Source organism: Micromonospora sp. NPDC050187 (genome assembly GCF_044459745.1).
In the GTDB taxonomy this organism is placed as follows: domain Bacteria; phylum Actinomycetota; class Actinomycetes; order Mycobacteriales; family Micromonosporaceae; genus Micromonospora.
In genome coordinates this window covers 355,244-373,114 of record NZ_JBITJH010000005.1, presented here as the reverse complement: position 1 = coordinate 373,114, position 17,871 = coordinate 355,244, and the positions used below count along the sequence as shown (strand labels likewise).

The 17,871-nt window shown below is 72.9% G+C and carries 19 protein-coding genes; 7 read left to right on the top strand and 12 right to left on the bottom strand.

Features of this window, described 5'->3' with window-relative positions:
* Positions 1-22: 22 nt before the first annotated feature.
* The gene (locus ACIBJE_RS11470) at positions 23-850 is read right to left on the bottom strand and encodes an ABC transporter permease (RefSeq protein WP_396746538.1); all 828 of its coding nucleotides are present in this window, start codon (positions 848-850) and stop codon (positions 23-25) included.
* 78 nt (positions 851-928) lie between these two features.
* On the bottom strand, positions 929-2,299 hold the full coding sequence (locus tag ACIBJE_RS11465) for an L-serine ammonia-lyase (protein WP_396746535.1): 1,371 nt from the start codon (positions 2,297-2,299) through the stop codon (positions 929-931).
* Positions 2,300-2,564: 265 nt separating this feature from the next.
* Between ACIBJE_RS11465 and ACIBJE_RS11460 the strand changes: the two genes are divergently transcribed.
* Positions 2,565-2,768 (top strand): PspC domain-containing protein, encoded by a 204-nt coding sequence (locus tag ACIBJE_RS11460; RefSeq protein ID WP_396746532.1) that lies wholly within the window; start codon positions 2,565-2,567, stop codon positions 2,766-2,768.
* A gap of 95 nt (positions 2,769-2,863) precedes the next feature.
* Here the strand turns inward: ACIBJE_RS11460 and ACIBJE_RS11455 are convergent, their stop codons facing one another.
* Positions 2,864-3,637: a DUF4230 domain-containing protein gene (locus ACIBJE_RS11455; RefSeq protein ID WP_396746529.1), complete on the bottom strand. Its 774-nt coding sequence runs from the start codon at positions 3,635-3,637 to the stop codon at positions 2,864-2,866.
* Between the two features lie 147 nt (positions 3,638-3,784).
* On the opposite strand from ACIBJE_RS11455, the gene ACIBJE_RS11450 reads away from it, so the two are divergent.
* Both ACIBJE_RS11450 and ACIBJE_RS11445 read left to right on the top strand, forming a co-directional pair.
* The gene (locus ACIBJE_RS11450; RefSeq protein WP_396746526.1) at positions 3,785-4,117 is read left to right on the top strand and encodes an ArsR/SmtB family transcription factor; all 333 of its coding nucleotides are present in this window, start codon (positions 3,785-3,787) and stop codon (positions 4,115-4,117) included.
* 16 nt (positions 4,118-4,133) lie between these two features.
* Positions 4,134-4,637: an SRPBCC domain-containing protein gene (locus tag ACIBJE_RS11445; protein WP_396746523.1), complete on the top strand. Its 504-nt coding sequence runs from the start codon at positions 4,134-4,136 to the stop codon at positions 4,635-4,637.
* A 35-nt stretch (positions 4,638-4,672) separates the two neighbouring features.
* Here the strand turns inward: ACIBJE_RS11445 and ACIBJE_RS11440 are convergent, their stop codons facing one another.
* The 6 genes from ACIBJE_RS11440 to pdxH all read right to left on the bottom strand — a co-directional run bounded on the left by ACIBJE_RS11440 (position 4,673) and on the right by pdxH (position 10,095).
* Positions 4,673-5,839 (bottom strand): acyl-CoA dehydrogenase family protein, encoded by a 1,167-nt coding sequence (locus tag ACIBJE_RS11440; protein ID WP_396746520.1) that lies wholly within the window; start codon positions 5,837-5,839, stop codon positions 4,673-4,675.
* A gap of 46 nt (positions 5,840-5,885) precedes the next feature.
* The gene (locus tag ACIBJE_RS11435; RefSeq protein ID WP_088980977.1) at positions 5,886-6,191 is read right to left on the bottom strand and encodes a type II toxin-antitoxin system VapB family antitoxin; all 306 of its coding nucleotides are present in this window, start codon (positions 6,189-6,191) and stop codon (positions 5,886-5,888) included.
* A 148-nt stretch (positions 6,192-6,339) separates the two neighbouring features.
* Positions 6,340-6,981 carry a nitroreductase family protein gene (locus ACIBJE_RS11430; RefSeq protein WP_396746517.1) on the bottom strand — a complete coding sequence of 214 codons (642 nt, stop codon included), beginning with the start codon at positions 6,979-6,981 and terminating at the stop codon, positions 6,340-6,342.
* An 82-nt stretch (positions 6,982-7,063) separates the two neighbouring features.
* The gene (locus ACIBJE_RS11425; protein WP_396746514.1) at positions 7,064-7,993 is read right to left on the bottom strand and encodes an aldose 1-epimerase family protein; all 930 of its coding nucleotides are present in this window, start codon (positions 7,991-7,993) and stop codon (positions 7,064-7,066) included.
* Positions 7,994-8,089: 96 nt separating this feature from the next.
* Positions 8,090-9,412 (bottom strand): MFS transporter, encoded by a 1,323-nt coding sequence (locus ACIBJE_RS11420; protein WP_396746726.1) that lies wholly within the window; start codon positions 9,410-9,412, stop codon positions 8,090-8,092.
* Between the two features lie 23 nt (positions 9,413-9,435).
* A complete protein-coding gene (gene pdxH / locus ACIBJE_RS11415; RefSeq protein WP_396746511.1) occupies positions 9,436-10,095 on the bottom strand; it encodes a pyridoxamine 5'-phosphate oxidase in 660 nt (219 codons plus the stop codon).
* Positions 10,096-10,343: 248 nt separating this feature from the next.
* On the opposite strand from pdxH, the gene ACIBJE_RS11410 reads away from it, so the two are divergent.
* The 4 genes from ACIBJE_RS11410 (at position 10,344) to ACIBJE_RS11395 (ending at position 15,215) form a co-directional block, all read left to right on the top strand.
* Entirely contained in the window at positions 10,344-11,450 is a 1,107-nt protein-coding gene (locus tag ACIBJE_RS11410) for a citrate synthase 2 (protein WP_396746508.1), read from the top strand.
* A 287-nt stretch (positions 11,451-11,737) separates the two neighbouring features.
* A complete protein-coding gene (serC, locus tag ACIBJE_RS11405) occupies positions 11,738-12,865 on the top strand; it encodes a phosphoserine transaminase (RefSeq protein ID WP_396746505.1) in 1,128 nt (375 codons plus the stop codon).
* A 184-nt stretch (positions 12,866-13,049) separates the two neighbouring features.
* Complete coding sequence (sepH, locus tag ACIBJE_RS11400) at positions 13,050-14,123, top strand: septation protein SepH (protein ID WP_396746502.1); 1,074 nt, start codon at positions 13,050-13,052, stop codon at positions 14,121-14,123.
* Between the two features lie 105 nt (positions 14,124-14,228).
* Complete coding sequence (locus ACIBJE_RS11395; RefSeq protein ID WP_396746499.1) at positions 14,229-15,215, top strand: aldo/keto reductase; 987 nt, start codon at positions 14,229-14,231, stop codon at positions 15,213-15,215.
* 123 nt (positions 15,216-15,338) lie between these two features.
* Here ACIBJE_RS11395 and thpR read toward each other — a convergent pair whose 3' ends face one another.
* The 3 genes from thpR to ACIBJE_RS11380 all read right to left on the bottom strand — a co-directional run bounded on the left by thpR (position 15,339) and on the right by ACIBJE_RS11380 (position 17,837).
* Complete coding sequence (gene thpR, locus ACIBJE_RS11390; protein WP_396746496.1) at positions 15,339-15,902, bottom strand: RNA 2',3'-cyclic phosphodiesterase; 564 nt, start codon at positions 15,900-15,902, stop codon at positions 15,339-15,341.
* Between the two features lie 16 nt (positions 15,903-15,918).
* The gene (locus ACIBJE_RS11385) at positions 15,919-16,428 is read right to left on the bottom strand and encodes a hypothetical protein (protein WP_396746493.1); all 510 of its coding nucleotides are present in this window, start codon (positions 16,426-16,428) and stop codon (positions 15,919-15,921) included.
* Between the two features lie 65 nt (positions 16,429-16,493).
* Positions 16,494-17,837 (bottom strand): MFS transporter, encoded by a 1,344-nt coding sequence (locus ACIBJE_RS11380; RefSeq protein WP_396746490.1) that lies wholly within the window; start codon positions 17,835-17,837, stop codon positions 16,494-16,496.
* Positions 17,838-17,871: the final 34 nt, after the last annotated feature.

Sequence of the window (17,871 nt, the reverse complement as noted above, 5' to 3'; positions counted from 1 at the left end):
GCCGCTTCCCGGTCCGCACGCCCTACAACTCCTTCAGCACGGCCGGTTCGAGGCGGCGGAACGCCAGCCGGCCGGCGACGAGCACGAGCAGACTGCCGGCGACCGAGGTGACCAGCAGCCGGGTGTCCGGGAACTCGTCCGGATACCAGACCGCGTGGTGCAGTTGCACGATGCCGACCAGCGGGTTCAGCTCGTAGACCGCTTTGCACCACCCGGGGGCCGCAGAGTCCCGGACCAGGCTCAGCGGATAGATGATCGGCGTGGCGTAGAAGAGCAGCCGGAGCACCAGACGCATCACCCGTTCCACGTCGCGCACCAGCACGTTGAGAGCGGAGAGCAGCAGCGCCACCCCGACCAGCAGGACCGCCTGCACCAGCAGGGCCAACGGGAGGGCGAGCAGCGAGACACCCGGGTCGATCCGGCCGCGCAGGGCGTAGACCGCGGCGACGCCGACCAGGATCGGCAGGCCGGCGACGTACTCGGCGAACCGGCCGGCGACCCGGCCGACCGGGAAGACCTCCCGGGGCACGTTCAGCACGGTGATCAGCCGGGCCTGGCCGGTCAGCGCGTTGGCCGCCTCGCTGATCGCCGAAGCGGTCCACTGCCAGGCGAAGATCCCGGCGACCAGGAAGAGCGGGTACGACCCGGCCGCCTCGCCCAGGTGCCGGCCGGTGTCCCGGGCGTACAGGACCCCGAAGACGAAGTAGTAGACCGCGCCCAGGCCGAGCGGCTCGATCAGCGACCAGAGGTAGCCGAGCACGGACCGCTGGTACTTCACCGCCAGGTCGCGGCGGACCAGGATACGCAGCGCGTTGCGGTACGACCACAGGGTCGCGGCACCGGTCGCCACCGTCGCCTCCCGCCCCGGCCCGCACTCCGGCGACCGGTTCGCCGGGATGCCGCTACACGGGTCGCCCGGCCCCCGGGCTCAGCACTCGATCACGTTGACCGCGAGACCCCCGCGTGCCGTCTCCTTGTACTTGACCTTCATGTCGGCGCCGGTCTCCCGCATCGTCTTGATCACCTTGTCCAGGGAGACCGCGTGCACCCCGTCGCCCCGCAGCGCGAGCCGGGCTGCCGTGATCGCCTTGATGCTAGCCACCGCGTTCCGCTCGATGCAGGGGATCTGCACCAGACCCCCGACCGGGTCACAGGTGAGGCCGAGATTGTGCTCCATGCCGATCTCGGCGGCGTTCTCCACCTGTGCCGGGGTGCCGCCCAGCGCCTCGGCCAACCCGGCCGCCGCCATCGAGCAGGCCGAACCGACCTCGCCCTGGCAGCCGACCTCGGCACCGGAGATCGAGGCGTTCTCCTTGAAGAGCACCCCGATCGCCCCGGCCGCCAGGAGGAAGCGGACCACGCCCTCGTCGTCGGCACCCGGCACGAAGCGGGTGTAGTAGTGCAGCACCGCCGGGATGATCCCGGCCGCCCCGTTGGTGGGGGCGGTGACCACCCGGCCGCCGGCCGCGTTCTCCTCGTTCACGGCGAGAGCGAACAGCGTCACCCAGTCCATCACCCGCAGCGGGTCCGCGCTGCCGGCGTCCGCCTCCAGGCCCCGGCGCAGCTCGGCCGCGCGCCGCCGGACCTTCAACCCGCCCGGGAGCACACCGTCGCGCGCACAGCCCTGGTCGACGCACTCCCGCATCACCCGCCAGATCTCCAGCAGGCCGGCGCGGACCTCCGCCTCGCTCCGCCAGGACCGCTCGTTGGCGAGCATCACGTCGCTGATCGACAGCCCGGTGGCGGTGGTGACCGCCAGCAGCTCGGCACCGGTGGCGAACGGATACCGGACCGGGGTGGTGTCCGGCCGGATCCGGTCCGCGCCGGCCGCCGCCTCGTCCACCACGAACCCCCCACCGACCGAGTAGTACGTGCGGGTGCGCAGCTCGGCCCCGTCGGCGTCGTACCCGGTGAAGGTCATCCCGTTCGGGTGGTACGGCAGCGACCGCCGCCGGTGCAGCATCAGGTCCCGGTCCGGGTCGAAGTCGATCTCGTGCACGTCGAGCAGGCGCAGCCGCCGGTCGGCCCGGACCCGGTCCACCAGGGGGCCGACGCCGTCGGTGTCGACCGTCTCCGGTGCCTCGCCGGCCAGGCCGAGCAGCACCGCCCGGTCGCTGCCGTGCCCGTGCCCGGTCGCGCCGAGCGACCCGAACAGCTCGGCCCGCACCCGGGCGGTGCCGGCGAGCAACCCATCGGCCTTGAGCCCCTCGACGAAGGTGCGCGCGGCGCGCATCGGCCCCACGGTGTGCGAACTGGACGGCCCGATGCCGACACTGAAGAGATCGAAGACGCTGATCATGATTCGCACCCCTCCCCTCGGCCCCGGCGACGTCGGCGGGGCCGCCGGCGAGCGTACCCGCCCTGGTCACGGTTTCCCCGATCGGTCGCCACCACACCCGCGCCGATCGCCGCCGTCCGGGAGGGGTCACCCGCCTCCGGCGCGGGTAAGCACCTACGGGTACGCCGGTTGCCGATCCACCTGCGGGCCGAGGGCGCGGTGGCGCGCCCCGCCTACCGTGGATTGCAGAGGCGGCCAAAGCGCCGCAGAGTGGGAGTAGACGACGATGAGTCGCAAACTGGTCCGGCCCCGTGAGGGGCGCATGCTCGCCGGTGTCTGTGCCGGCCTGGCCCAGCGGTTCGGCAGGTCTCCCGGGTTCATCCGACTGCTGTTCCTGCTGTCCCTGCTGCTGCCCGGCACCCAGGTCATCGTCTACCTGGTGCTCTGGGTCCTGATGCCCAACGAGGACCGGTACGCCGTCCGCTACTGATCCCTGCCGCCACGCTCGACGTGGCGCGACCCGACGACCACGACGCCCGCCCCGGCTTCCCGGGGCGGGCGTCGCCACGTTGCGGCGTCGAGGGGTCAGGGGGCGGCGTAGGTGACGGTGACCGCCTGGTAGCCGAGTGAGCGGAGCAGCCCCTCCAGCATCTTGCGGGTGTTCGCCTCGGCGCGGGCCGCGAGTTCGCTGTCCCGGGCGGCGGCGGTGATCCGCTCCTCGGCCAGCCGGTAGACCTCCCGCTGTCGGTTCGGATCGTCGGCGAAGACGTCCCCGAGCCGGTTGAGCAGGCCGCGCTTCTCGGCGAAGACGTAGCTCTTCTCGATGTCGAGGTTGGTGTCGCTCAACTGCGGCGCGGGGAGGGTGATCTCGACGGACTTCCCGTCGGCGGACTCCACCACCGCCCCCTCGGCGATCTTCGAGAAGTCGACGTACGCCTCGACCCGGCCCGCCCCGACGAAGAGGGTGCGCTCGTTGAGCAGGAAGTCCGGGACGTACTTCCGGTCGGTCTCCAGGTCGACGACGACCTGGAAGTTGCCCTCCGCGGCCACGTACCGGCTGAGGTCCCGGATCGACTTCAGCAGCGGCGGCTGGCTGCGGTCGGTGGTCTCCTCGGCGAACGGGTTACGCCAACTCGGCCAGAGGCCGGCCACCTGGGTGCCGAGCAGGACCACCACGACCAGCGCGGCGGCCCCGAGCACCAGGAGCAGCCCACGGGCCGGTCCACGGCGACCGGCGTCGGCGGGCTCGTCGGTCCCGGCGACCGGCCGGTCAGCCGGTGCCGGGTCGGTCGACGCGCTGTCGGTCGGGTATTCCGGGAACTCGCGCGTGGGCTGGTTGACATCGCCGTTGCGGGACATCGCCCTCACCGTCCTCGGTCGTGACATTGCTGCCTGGGAATGACGGTACGTCCCCGGTACGACGCGCGCGCGTCGAGCGGTGCTCGGATTCGCCCCGGGCGGGCCCGTGCTTGCGCCCGGCGCCCGGGGCCACTAACGTACAACCACATGGTTGTAGGTGAGTTGAGTCAGACGGAGGCCGACCGCGTCTTCCACGCCCTGGCCGACGCCACCCGCCGCGACATCCTCGCCCGGGTGATCCGCGGCGGGCAGTCCGTGACCGCGCTCGCGCAGCACTACACCATGAGCTTCGCGGCGGTGCAGAAACACGTGGCCGTCCTCGAACGGGCGTCTCTCGTCACGAAGCAACGCAGCGGCAGGGAGCAGATCGTGCACGGTGATCTGACGATGGTGCGCCGGGTGGGCCAACTCCTCGACGCGTACGAGGAGCTGTGGCGGCACCGCGTGCAACGCATGGACCAGATCCTGACCCAGGAGTGAAGAGGTAGGTCGACAGATGCCTGTCATCAGTTCGCACAAGGACCCCGAGGCGATGACCCTCACGATCGTCGCCGAGTTCGACGCCCGCGTGGAGCGGGTGTGGCAGCTCTGGGCCGACCCGCGCCAACTGGAGCGCTGGTGGGGCCCGCCCGAGTGGCCGGCCACCTTCGACCGGTACGAGTTCGTGCCGGGCGGCGCCGCCCGCTACCACATGACCGGGCCGGAGGGGGAGAAGTCGCGCGGCTGGTGGACCATCACCGCCATCGACGAGCCGCACCGGCTGGAGTTCGACGACGGCTTCGCCGGCGAGGACGGCGAGCCGGTCGACCCTGCGGACCGCTCGCACGGGGTGATGACCCTGGAGCAGGTCGGCGACCGCACCCGCATGACGACGGTCTCCACGTTCCGCAGCGCCGAACAGTTGGAGGAACTGGCCGCCATGGGCATGGAGGAGGGCTCCCGCAGAGCCATGGGGCAGATCGACGCCCTGCTCGCCGGGGAGGACCGGACGGCCGGGTAGGTCGGCCCGGCACGGGGGATCAGCTGGTCGTCGGCCTAGGTGAAGGCGGAGACGCCGGTCAGCTTCTGGCCGATGACCAGCTGGTGGATCTCCGAGGTGCCCTCGTAGGTGAGCACGCTCTCCAGGTTGTCGCCGTGCCGCATCACCGGATACTCCCCGGAGACGCCGTTCGCGCCGAGGATCGTCCGGCACTGGCGGGCGATGGCCAGCGCCTCCCGGACGTTGTTGAGCTTGCCGACGCTGACCTGCTCCGGACGGAGGTTGCCCGCGTCGGCCAGCCGACCGAGGTGCAGGGCGAGCAGGTAGCCCTTCTGCCACTCCACCGCCATGTCGGCCAGCTTGGCCTGGGTCAGCTGGAACCCGGCGATCGGCCGGCCGAACTGGGTGCGCGTGGTCGCGTACCGCAGGGTCGTCTCCAGGCACTCCCGCGCCGCGCCGAGCGCGCCCCAGACGATGCCGTGCCGGGCCTCGGTGAGGCAGCCCAGCGGGGCCTTCAGCCCGACCGCCTCCGGCAGCAGCGCGTCCGCCGGCAGCCGGACGTCGTCGAGCGAGATCTCCCCGGTCACCGACGCGCGCAGCGACATCTTGCGGCGGATCTCGCGGGTGGTCACCCCGGGCGTGTCCAGCGGTACGGCGAACCCGCGCACCCCCTCCTCGGCCCGCGCCCAGATCACCGCGACGTCGGCGACCGGCGCGTTGGTGATCCACATTTTGCCGCCGGTGAGCAGCCAGTCGTCGCCGTCCCGGCGGGCCCGGGTCGCCATCGACGCCGGGTCGGAGCCGTGGTCCGGCTCGGTCAGTCCGAAGCAGCCGATCAGCTCACCGGCCGCCATGCCGGGCAGCCAGCGCTGCTTCTGCTCCTCGCTGCCGTACCGCCAGATCGCGTACATGGCCAGCGAGCCCTGCACCGAGACCAGCGACCGCACGCCCGAGTCGCCGGCCTCCAGTTCCAGGCAGGCCAGGCCGTACGCGACGGCCGAGGAGCCGGCGCAGCCGTATCCGGTCAGGTGCATGCCGAGCAGGCCGAGCCGGCCGAACTCCCGGGCCAGCTCGCGGGCCGGCACCTCGCCCCGCTCGTACCAGTCGGCGACGTACGGGCGCACCCGGTCGTCGACGAGCCGGCGCACCACGGCGCGGATCTGCCGTTCCTCTTCGCCGAGCGACGAGTCCAGGTCGAGCAGGTCGAGGGTGGGTGCACTCATGCCGCCACCCTAACGATCCCTCAGGCGTCGACGCGACACCGCCGGGTCACTCGGTGTGGCCGCTCAGCACGAGCACCCGGGCATGGATCTGGTTGCGCTGCTGGAGGGCGGCGCGCAGCGCCCGGTGCAGCCCGTCCTCCAGGTAGAGCCCGCCGTTCCACTGGACCACGTGCGGGAAGAGGTCACCGTAGAAGGTGGAGTCCTCGGCGAGGAGCTTGTCCAGCGCCAGCTCCCGCTTGGTGGTGATCAGCTGGTCGAGGCGGAGCGGGCGCGGTGGGATCTCGGCCCACTGCTTGAGGGTGAGGTGGTGCTCCGGGTAGGGACGCCCGTCCCGAACCGCTCTGAAGATCACGACGGCACGCTCCCCTCCCCTTTGCCGAGCCGACCGGCACCCGCCAGCCGAGGGCCGCGGCGTGACACCGCGACCCAGCGGTATTCGATGACCTTGTCAGCCTAGCGGCCCCCGTCACTTCACATTTTGCTCCCTCTTGTCAGCTTCGCTACTCGGCCGCGCTCCCCGTGTCCCGGGTGGGGGCCGATCGCCCCCAACGTCCCCGGTGCACCACCTCGTCGACCGGTCGACGCCCCCGACGCAACGACGGTGACCGGTGGTCGGGTGCCCGGTAACCGATGGTGATCGCACCGACCGGCGTGAACTCCGCCGGGACGTCGAACGCCGTCCGGTACGCAGCGGTGCGCTCCGGCGGGATGCCGAAGAAGCACGCCCCCAGTCCCTCGTCCACGGCGGTGAGCAGCATCAGCAACGAGGCGAACCCGGTGTCGACGTACCAGTACGGCACCGGCCAGCGCTCCTCGGCGCGGTCCGTCCAGCCCTTGTCCGACTCGGCGTACCGGTCGAGGTAGGCGGAGCGGTTGGCGTGCGGCACCACGACCAGCGGAGCCCGCCGCATCCCGGTCAGCCAGCGGTCCCGGCCGCCCCGCTCCGGGGTGGCCGCGGCCCAGAACCGCTCCCGGTCGGCCGGGTCCTCCAGCACCAGGAACCCCCAGCCCTGGGCGAAACCGGCCGACGGCGCACGGACCGCGTGGCCGAGCAACCGGTCGACCACCTCCGGCGGGACGGGGCGGTCCGGGTCGTAGTTGCGCACCATCCGTCGCCGCCGGACGACCTCCGCGAACTCCATGCCGCGCCTCCCTCTCCGTCTGTCGCCAAGGCTCCGGGCCTCTCCGACTGTCACTCGGGCTCCGGGCCGCGCTGGCTGGGGCTCAGGCTCCCGGCCGGACGCCCCAGGTGCCCCGCCAGGTCTGGCCGGGGGCCAGCGTGACCAGGTCCCGGCCGGAGCGGAACGCGTCCGGCGGGCAGGTCATCGGCTCCACCGCCACCGACCGGCGGTGCCGCTCGCCGGTGAGGGCGTCGCCGGTGAAGACCTGCCACCAGCCGAACTCCGCGCCCGCCCAGAGGCGCACCGCGTCCGAGCCGTCCGGAGCGGCGAGGGTGACCGTCGAGCCGCCGTCGGCGTCCCGGACCACCGCGCCGAAGGTGGTGTCCAGCACCGCGTCGCCGATCGGGCGGGACACCGTCCAGTCGTACTTGGTGCCGGCCACCGGGGCCGCCCCGACCGGCAGCAGCCGGTCGTCCACCACCAGCCGGTTGCGTCCGGGCACCCGCATCAGCAGGTCGTCGACGGGCACGCCGGGCAGTCGCAGGTACGGGTGCACGGCAAAGCCGAACGGGGCCGGCTCGGAGGCGAGGTTGGTGGCCTCGTGTTCCGCGCGCAGCCCGTCCGTCCCCACGCTCCACCGGGTGCGCAGTCGCAGCGCCCACGGGTAGCCCGGTTGCGGCGGCAGGTCGTAGCCGACGGTGACCGCGTCCTCGGCCTGCTCGACCAGCCGCCACGGTACCCAGTTCACCAGGCCGTGAATGGCGACGTGCCGGCTCGGTTCGGTCAGCGGCAGCGCGTACGACCGCCCGTCGAAGGTGTACGCACCGTCCCGGATCCGGTTCGGCCACGGGGCGAGCACCTGCCCGGCGCACCCGGGGCAGATCTCGTCGGCGCCGTAGCCGTCGACGTAGTCGACGCCGTCGCGACGGTACGCCCGCAGTCCACCCCCCACCTCCACGATGACGGCCTCGTGGCCGGCGGCGGCGATGGTCCACTGTGCTCCGGAGGGCGGAGTGGGCTCGGTGGTCTGCATGCCGGCGACCCTAGTGCCTGGACCACCGCCACGCCCGCCGGCCTCACGGCCGCTGCCGTGCCCGAGGCCCGTACGGTCGCTGCCGCGCCGGTCGGCTCAGGGCTGTCGGGTCGCGGTGGCCGGGGTGGTCCGGTAGCGGGCCAGGGCGGGGAAGGCGACCGCGAGCAGCACGGCCAGCGCCGCCGCGGCCAGACCGCCGCCGACCCAGGCCACCCCGCTGCCGAGGCCGGCGGCCATCGACCCGGCCCGCAGGTCGCCCAGCCGGGGCCCACCGGCGACGACCACGGTGTTCACCCCCTGGAGTCGACCGCGCATCCGGTCCGGCGCGTGCACCAGCAGCATCGACTGTCGCAGCACCGCGCTGACCAGGTCGGCGGCACCGGCCACGGCGAGCAGCCCGACGGCCAGCCAGAGATGTCCGGCGAGTCCGGCCAGGGCGACCGCCACGCCCCAGCCGACCACCGCCGCGATCAGCGCCAACCCCTGCCGGCGGAGCCGGCCGATCCAGCCGGAGGTCAACCCGCCGAGCAGCGCGCCGAACGCGATCGCGCTGAACAGCCAGCCGACCGCCGCGCCGCCGCCGAAGCGCTCCTCGGCGACCTCCGGGAAGAGCGCCCGGGGCATGGCGAGGATCATCGCGATCAGGTCGATGGCGAACGACAGCAGCAGCACCCGGGTGGTGACCAGGTAGCGGAAGCCGTCTACGACGCTGGCCAGCCCCCGTCGACGCGGAGCGCCGTCCGGGTCCGGTTCGGGCGGCAGCGCCGGCAGCCCCCGGGCGGCCCAGATCAGCGCGGTGAGCAGCAGGGCGTCCGCCGCGTACGCGATCGGCAGGCCGGTGTCGGTGCCCCAGATGCCGAAGATCAGCCCGGCGACCATCGGCCCGGCCACCGTGGCCGCGGTGTTGGTGGTGTAGTTCAGCGTGCTGGCCGCCGGCACCAGGTCCAGCGGCACCAGCCGGGGCAGCATCGCGCTGCGCGCCGGCGAGCTGATGGCGAACGCGATCGACTGCACCGCCACCAGGACCAGCAGCAGCACCGGGCTGCGTGCCCCGAGCAGCGCCTGCACCAACAGCCCGAGCGTGGACAACCAGAGCAGCACGGAACCCACCAGCAGCACCTGACGGCGGTCCCGGCGGTCCGCGATCACCCCGCCCCAGAGCCCGAAGACCAGCAACGGCAGGAAGGCGGCCACCCCGATCAGCCCGACCCAGAACGAGTCGCGGGTCAGCGCGTACATCTCGACCGGGACCGCGACGGCGGTGAACTGGAAGCCGAACATCGCCACGCTGTTGCCGGTCCAGAGCCGCCGGTACGTGGGCACCCGCAGCGGGCGCAGGTCGATCGCCCAGCGACGGGCGGTGCCCGACCGCTCCCCCGCCACCCCGGCCGCGTCCTTCACCCCGGCCGCGTCCTTCATCCCGGTCGCGTCCTTCACCCCGGTCACGGCGCGAGCCGTTCGACGATCCAGTCACCCTGCCCGGTACGGCGGTAACGGAACCGGTCGTGCAGCCGGTTGACCCGTCCCTGCCAGAACTCCACCACGTCCGGGGCGACCCGCAGCCCGCCCCAATGCGGCGGGGGCGGGATCGGGTCGGTGCCGGCGAACCGATCGGCCACCTCCCGCTGGCGCTCCACCAGGTAGTGCCGGTCGGGGATCACCTGGGACTGCGGGCTGGCCCAGGCGCCGAGCTGGGAGCCGCGCGGTCGGCTGGCGAAGTACGCCTCCGTCTCGGCCCGGTCCACCGGCCCCACGCGTCCGGTGACGGTCACCTGCCGACCCACGGCGAACCACGGGAAGACCAGGCTGGCGTACGGGTTGGCGAGCGCCTCGGCACCCTTGCGGGAGGTGTGGTTGGTGAAGAAGACGAAGCCCTCGGGGTCGTACCGCTTGAGCAGGACGGTCCGCCCGCTCGGGCGGCCGGCCGCGTCGGCGGTGCCGACGACCATCGCGGTCGGCTCGGGCAGCGCGGCGGCGACCACGTCGCGGAACCAGCGGTCGAACTGGGTGCACCAGTCGGCGGCCAGATCCGCTCGGGAAAGCCCTTTCTGCTCGGCATTCCCGGCCGGCCCGACGCCCGGGACCACTGTGTCTCCCGTCACGTTCCCCTCCTCTTCACCTGCCGATACCGTGCCACACGCCGCTGACCAGCAGGTTGTGCCCCGGGTCACCACGATGTTGCGGTTGGCCGCCCCGCCGGATGTCGCCTGTAGCACAGTGGTTGCGGGTCGCAAACCCGGTTGTCCACCAGGCAAGATGTTCCGAACGCATCCCTGAGGGTCGCCTACGGCGCCCGGCCGACCGGCCGATGAGCCCAGGCGGGCGCACCGAGCAGATCCAAGGAGACGACATGGCCGACTTCAAACCGGGCCTGGAGGGCGTCGTAGCCTTCGAGACCGAGATCGCCGAGCCGGACCGCGAGGGTGGGTCGCTGCGCTACCGCGGGGTCGACATCGAGGACCTCATCGGCCAGGTCTCCTTCGGCAACGTCTGGGCGCTGCTGGTCGACGGGCGGTTCGGCCCTGGCCTGCCGCCGGCCGAGCCGTTCCCGGTGCCGGTGCACTCCGGCGACATCCGGGTCGACGTGCAGTCCGCCGTGGCGATGCTCGCCCCGTACTGGGGGCTAGACCAGCTCCTCGACATCTCCGACGAGCAGGCCCGCGAGGACCTGGCCCGGGTCTCCGTCACCGCGCTCTCCTTCGTCGCCCAGTCGGCCCGGGGTCTCGGTCTGCCGGCGGTGCCGCAGAAGGAGATCGACAAGGCCTCCACCATCGTCGAGCGGTTCATGAAGCGCTGGCGGGGCGAGCCCGACCCGCGGCACGTCAAGGCCGTCGACGCGTACTTCATCTCGGCCGCCGAGCACGGCATGAACGCCTCCACCTTCACCACCCGGATCGTCGCCTCCACCGGAGCGGACGCCGCCGCCTGCATCTCCTCCGGCATCGGCGCGCTCTCCGGCCCGCTGCACGGCGGTGCCCCCTCCCGGGTGCTGACCATGCTGGAGGCGGTGGAGCGCAGCGGCGACGCCGAGGGGTACGTCAAGGGCGTGCTCGACCGGGGCGAGCGGCTGATGGGCTTCGGCCACCGGGTCTACCGGGCCGAGGACCCGCGCGCCCGGGTGCTCCGCCGCACCGCCCGCGAACTGGGCGCCCCCCGCTTCGAGGTGGCCGAGGCGCTGGAGAAGGCCGCCCTGGCCGAACTCCGGGCCCGTCGCCCGGACCGGGTCCTCGCCACCAACGTCGAGTTCTGGTCGGCCGTGGTGCTCGATTTCGCCGAGGTGCCGGCGCACATGTTCACCTCGATGTTCACCTGCGCCCGGATGGGTGGCTGGAGCGCGCACATCCTCGAGCAGAAGAAGCTCAGCCGGCTGGTCCGCCCGTCCGCCCGCTACGTCGGCCACGGCCCCCGCAAGCCGCAGGACGTCGACGGCTGGCAGGCCATCCCGCACGGCGTCTGAGTTCCGCACCCCCGTTCGGCGGCAGACCCCCGGCTGACTCCGTCGATCATGGAGCTGTGGCGCCCAATTAGCCAGTTTTGCGGCATTTGGCAGGTGCCCGAAGTTCGGGATCGACGGGGGCGGTGGACGGCGGCAAGCCACCCCGGGATGTGGGCAGCGCCTCATCACCGGGCGGACGTCGGCGGCGTCCGGCCGGGGGCGCGGATGGGAGGATAGGTGCCTCGGCAGCGTCGCCGGATCACCGCTCGCACCCGGTCAAGTGGCCCACAGAAGGAAGCCTGATCACCGTGGCTGATGTTTCGACCATCCGGATTCCCGACGAGATCAAGCCCGCCGACGGCCGGTTCGGCTGCGGGCCGTCCAAGGTCCGTCCGGCGGCCGTCTCCGCGCTCGCCGACGTCGCGACCAGCTACCTCGGCACCTCGCACCGGCAGAAGACCGTCCGGGACCAGGTCGCCCGGCTGCGCCGTGGTCTCGCCGAGTTCTTCTCCCTCCCCGAGGGGTACGAGGTCGTGATCGGCAACGGCGGCACCACCGCGTTCTGGGAGGTCGCCGCCTTCGGCCTGGTCCGCGACCGGGCGCAGTTCGCCAGCTTCGGTGAGTTCGGGGCGAAGTTCGCCAAGTCGGTCAAGGACGCGCCGTTCCTCGGTGAGCCGACCGTCCGCAAGTCCGAGCCGGGCAGCGCGCCCTCGCTGGTCGCCGAGGCCGGGGTCGACGTCTACGCCACCCCGCAGAACGAGACCTCGACCGGTGTGGCGGTGCCGATCGCCCGGGTGGACGGCGCCGACCCGGGCTCGCTGCTGCTGGTCGACGCCACCTCCGGGGCCGGCGGTCTGGACGTCAACGTCGGTGAGACCGACGTCTACTACTTCGCCCCGCAGAAGTGCTTCGGCTCCGACGGCGGCCTCTGGATCGCGCTGATGTCGCCGGCCGCGCTGGAGCGGGCCACCGAGATCAAGGGCTCGGGCCGGTACGTCCCGGCCTTCCTCGACCTGGTCACCGCGATCGACAACTCGCGGCTGGAGCAGACCTACAACACCCCGGCGCTGGCCACCATCTTCCTGGCCGCCGAGCAGACCGACTGGATGAACGCGCAGGGCGGGCTCTCCTGGGCCGCCAAGCGCACCGCCGAGAGCGCCGGGACGGTGTACGGCTGGGCGGAGCGCTCCGCCGCCGCGACCCCGTTCGTCACCGACCCGGCGCTGCGCTCCAACGTGGTCGCCACCATCGACTTCGCCGACGGGGTGGACGCCTCGGCGATCGCCAAGGCGCTGCGGGCGAACGGCATCGTGGACACCGAGCCGTACCGCAAGCTCGGCCGTAACCAGCTCCGGGTGGCGCTCTTCCCGGCGGTGGAGCCGGCCGACGTGGAGGCGCTGACCGCCTCGATCGACTACGTCGTGGAGCGGCTCTAGCCGCTATGGTGAGGGGGCGTCGCCGACCGGCGGCGTCCCCTGCGACCGTGATCCCTGACCTGCTCAGCCGCGACATGCGGGCGTGGCATCCCCCACCCCGCACCGGATGGGCGTACCGTGTTGACCAGACGCCCGGGTGGCTGACCCTGGCGTGCGGCCAGCGAAGCGGGACGGAGGCAACGTCATGCGCCCAGTACGCTTCGTCGCCCTCTCCGAGGACGGCCAGGCCCTGGTGCTCGCCGACGAGGTGGGGCGACTGCTCGCCCTGCCCATCGACGAGCGCGTCACCAACGTGCTGCACGCCGAGCCCGGTGCGCCGCCGCTGGCCGTCGCGACCGAACGGGCCCCCGACCCGATCCCCTCGCTCTCCCCACGGGACATCCAGGCCCGGATCCGCTCCGGTGAGTCCGCCGAGGACGTCGCCCGGGTCGCCGGTGTCCCAGTCGACCGGGTCCTCCGGTACGCCGGCCCGGTGCTCCAGGAGCGGGCCATGCTCGCCCAGCACGCCCGGCGCACCCGACTCAAGGGCGCCGAGAAGCCCACCCCGCTCGCCGAGGTGGTCAACGGCCGGCTGGCCCAGCACGGCATCGACACCGAGAAGATCTCCTGGGACGCGTACCGCCGCGACGACGGCACCTGGCGGATCATCGCCACCTGGCCCTCCGGCAAGGCCACCGCCCAGGCGGTCTGGGATCTCGACAAGACCCGGCAGAACGTCACGCCGCACGACGACATGGCGCAGTACCTGTGCGCCGAGCGGCCCACCCCGATCCTCGGCCAGGAGCCGGCACCGGAGCGGGGCCACGCGCTGCCCGGCCCGTCGCGTGGCGAGCCGAGCCGGGGCGGCCACGGCCTGCCGGCCCCCGTCGAGCGCACCCGGAGCGGTCGCGACCCGATCCGCGCCGGCCGGGACGCCCTGCTCGCCTCGCTGGACCGGCCACTCGGCTCGACCTCCGGCCGGGGTCTCGAACCGCGCACCCCGGCCGCCCTCGGCGACCAGGAGACGCCCCGCCAGCGGGCGATCAGCGGGGGTGCGGCGGCACTGCTCGGCGGTGGTCAGGGTTCGGCGTTCGACGACGACTCGGACGCGCCGAAGGAGGTGCCGGCCGTGCCGTCGCTGGCGGTGCTCCGACCCCGCCGCACCGGCGCGCCCGCCGCCGAGGCACCCGCCGAGGCTGCCGGCAAGCCGCGCAAGCGGCTGCCGAGCTGGGACGACGTCCTGTTCGGATCCGGTCCGGCGGCCCGCGAGTCCTCCTGACCCGACCGGTCACAGCGGTCCGGTCACGTCCGCACAGATCCACCGCGCGGTCCGACCGCAGCCGGCCAGCCGGTGCGGTCGGCCGGGCCGTGGCAGGGTGAGCCCATGGAGTACACGAACCTCGGCCGGACCGGCCTCTCGGTCAGCCGGCTCTGCCTCGGCACCATGAACTTCGGACCGCAGACCAGCGAACCCGACAGCTTCGCGATCATGGACCGCGCCCTGGAGCACGGCCTGAACTTCTTCGACACCGCCAACGTCTACGGCTGGCAGACCGGTGAGGGTGTCACCGAGCAGATCATCGGGCGCTGGTTCGCCCAGGGCGGCGGTCGCCGGGAGAAGGTCGTGCTGGCCACCAAGGTCTACGGCAAGATGGGCGACTGGCCGAACGACCAGGGGCTCTCCGCCCGACACATCGTCCGGGCCTGCGAGGACTCGCTGCGCCGGCTCCAGACCGACACCATCGACCTGTACCAGATGCACCACATCTCCCGGAGCACGCCGTGGGAGGAGATCTGGCAGGCGATGGAGACCCTGGTCGCCCAGGGCAAGGTGATCTACGTCGGCTCGTCGAACTTCGCGGGTTGGCACCTGGCCGTCGCGCAGGCCGCCGCCGGACGGCGCAATTTCCTCGGGCTCGTCTCCGAGCAGTGCATCTACAACCTGATGACCCGGCACGCCGAGTTGGAGGTGATCCCGGCCGCCCAGCACCTCGGCCTGGGCATCATCCCCTGGTCGCCGCTGCACGGCGGGCTGCTCGCCGGGGTGCTGGCCAAGATGGCCGCCGGCGGGGCGGCGCGCGGCGCCACCGGCCGTTCCGGCGACGCGCTGGCCGCCCACCGCGAGACCATCGAGGCGTACGAGCAGCTCTGCGCGGACCTCGGCCACGACCCGGCCGACGTGGCGCTGGGCTGGCTGCTCTCCCGGCCGGGGGTGACCGCGCCGATCATCGGTCCGCGTACCGTCGAGCAGCTCGACCGGTCCCTCGGTGCCCTGGCGGTCCGCCTGGACGAGGCGACCGGGGAACGGCTCGACGAACTCTTTCCGCCGATCGGCAGCGGCGGTCCCGCCCCGGAGGCGTGGGCCTGGTAGCCACGGCCCCGGGCCGGCCGGCGACGTGGGCATCCAGCGGGACGGTGCTTCCAGCGGCGCGGGCATCCAGCGGCGCGGGCATTCAGCGGCGCGGGGGCGGCGGTGTCCACGTCGCCGGCCGGGTCACAGCGGCCAGGCGGCAAGGTGCTCGTACCGGCGGACCGGGCCGAGGTGACTGCGGACCAGGACCGCCTCGGTCGCCGGCCAGCTCGGGCCGAGGTACCCGTCCAGCGTGGTTCGGTCCTCCTCGACGTCGATCCGGTCGCCGGGGCGGGCGATGGTGAGGTGGGGCCGGAACGGCCGGTCGTCGTACGGCAGCCCGGCAACCCGCAGCTCGTCCCGGATCCGCCCGGCGAGCACCCCCAGCCGCTCCACCTCGCCGAGCACGTCCACCCAGAGCACGGTGCGCCGGCCGTACCCGAACCGACCGCCGCCGCCGAGCCGGAGCCGGGGCGGTTCCGGTCCCCGGCACGGGCCGGCGGCCCGGCCCAGCGCGTCCCGGACGGTGGGCAGACGATCGTCGGCGACCTCGCCGAGGAAGGCGACGGTCACGTGCGCGTCCACCGGGTCGGCCAGCCGTACGTTGGTGCCGGCTGCGGCGGCCTGGCCGATCCGCAGCCGGGCGACCTGCGCGGCGAGATCCGTCATGGCCTCCGGCGGCGGGTGGACCGCGACGAAGAGCCTCATCGACGCCGGTGTCGGGTCACCGGTGTCGTTGGCGGTGGTGGGCGGTGACCGCCGGCAGTGGCAGCCCGGCGGCGTGCAGCGCTCCCTCGACGCGGACCCGCTCGATCTCCCGGTCGACCCCCTCCAGCTCGGCCAGGTGCTCGGGGAGGCCGAGACACCGGCAGGCCAGTCGGAGCCGGTCGTCGTACGCCTTGATCAGCAGCAGCGGCCAGACGATCGGACGTCCCCCGTGCCCCAGCCGGTACGCGCGGAGCCGCCACAGGTCGGCGGCGATCTGTTCCAGCGGCTGGCGGTCCGGCCGGTCGAACTCGGTGAGGTCGATGTCACGGGTCAGGGCGTCAGCCTCGACGGCCCGGTCGAGGCGGGCGATCGTCCGCCGGTCGCGTCGACCGGCCCGCCGACGCGACCAGGCACCGGCGATCCGGTCGAGGCGATCGTCGCCGCAGCACACCAGGGCAACCGCGGCCGGCACACACGCCACGAGCAGGATCGCCAGGACCAGCAGCATCGCCCGACCGGCTTCCACGCATCGACGCTAATCCTCCACATCCCTGGGTGCCAGCAGAATGCCGGTATCCGGTGGGGGACGTTTCAGCGGACACCGGCCTCGGCGGGCACGCGCGTCCCACACGCCGCCCGACCGGACAGGTCGACGGTCGGGGGCGAAACGACGTAGAGCCGGGGCATCGGGCGGATCCGCAGCCGGATCCGGGCCTTGGAGCGGCGCAGCTGCCAGGTCAGGGCAATCAGGGCGGCGGTGAGCGAGATCAGGCCGCCCGCCCAGATGCTCACGCCCGCGCCGTACGTCTCGGCGACCCAGCCGATGAGCGGCGCGCCGACCGGGTTGGTGCCGAGGAACACCAGCACCCAGAGCGCCATCACCCGGCCCCGGAAGGCGGCGTCGGTGCCGAGCTGCACCCGCTGGTTGGCGGCCTGGGCGAAGTAGAGCACGAAGAACCCGGTCGGCAGGAGCAGGGCGACGACCAGCCAGTACCCGGGGGCGAGCCCGACCAGGACGCCGAACACCGAGCAGGCGACCGCCGCGCCGAGGACCACCCACACCGACGGGCGGCTGCGCCGTCCGCTGCCGGCCAGCGCACCGGCGAGCGAACCCACCGCGAGCGTGGTGGTGAAGAGGCCGAACGAGGCCGCACCGGTGTTGAAGACGGTCTTGGCCAGGGCGGCGAGGGTGAGCTGGAAGTTGAACAGGCACATCCCGATGACCGACATCAGTGCCATGGGCAGCAGCAGGTCGGGGCGCTTGGCGACGTAGCGCAGCCCGTCGACCACCTTGGCCGAGTCGCGCTCCTTCACCGGGCGCAGTTCCTCCCGGTGCAGCTCGGCGGGGTTCATCCGGACCACGTTGGCCAGCGGAGCGAGCGAACTGAGCGCGCTGACCAGGAAGACCGGACCGACGTCGATGACGGCGATGGCCACACCGGCGACGGCGGGGCCGATGATCCGGGCGCTGTTGAAGGTGGCCGCCGAGAGGGCGAGCGCGTTCGGCAGCAGCGGCGTGCCGACCAGTTCGGAGACGAACGCCTGCCGGACCGGGACCTCCACCGCGTTGGCGACGCCGAGCAGGGCGGCGAAGACGTAGACGTGCCAGAGCTGCACCAGGCCGGTGAGGACCAGCATGCTCATTCCGAGCGCGAGCACGCTCCAGAACGCGTTGGCGACGAAGAGGAGCAGGCGCTTGTCGTAGCGGTCGGCGAGGCGGCCGGAGAGGAGGGTGAGGAGCAGGACCGGGGCGAACTGGAGCGCGGTGACGATGCCGAGCGCGGTGGCGGAGTCGCCGGAGAGGTCGAGGACGAGCCAGTCCTGGGCGATGAACATCATCCAGACGCCGATCAACTTGATCAACTGTCCGGACGCGAAAAGCCGGTAGTTACGGATCTGCAGGGACTGGAACATCGTGCTCAGCTTCGTCCGCACGCTCGGTGCGCCTCCTCGGGTACGCGTCATCCAG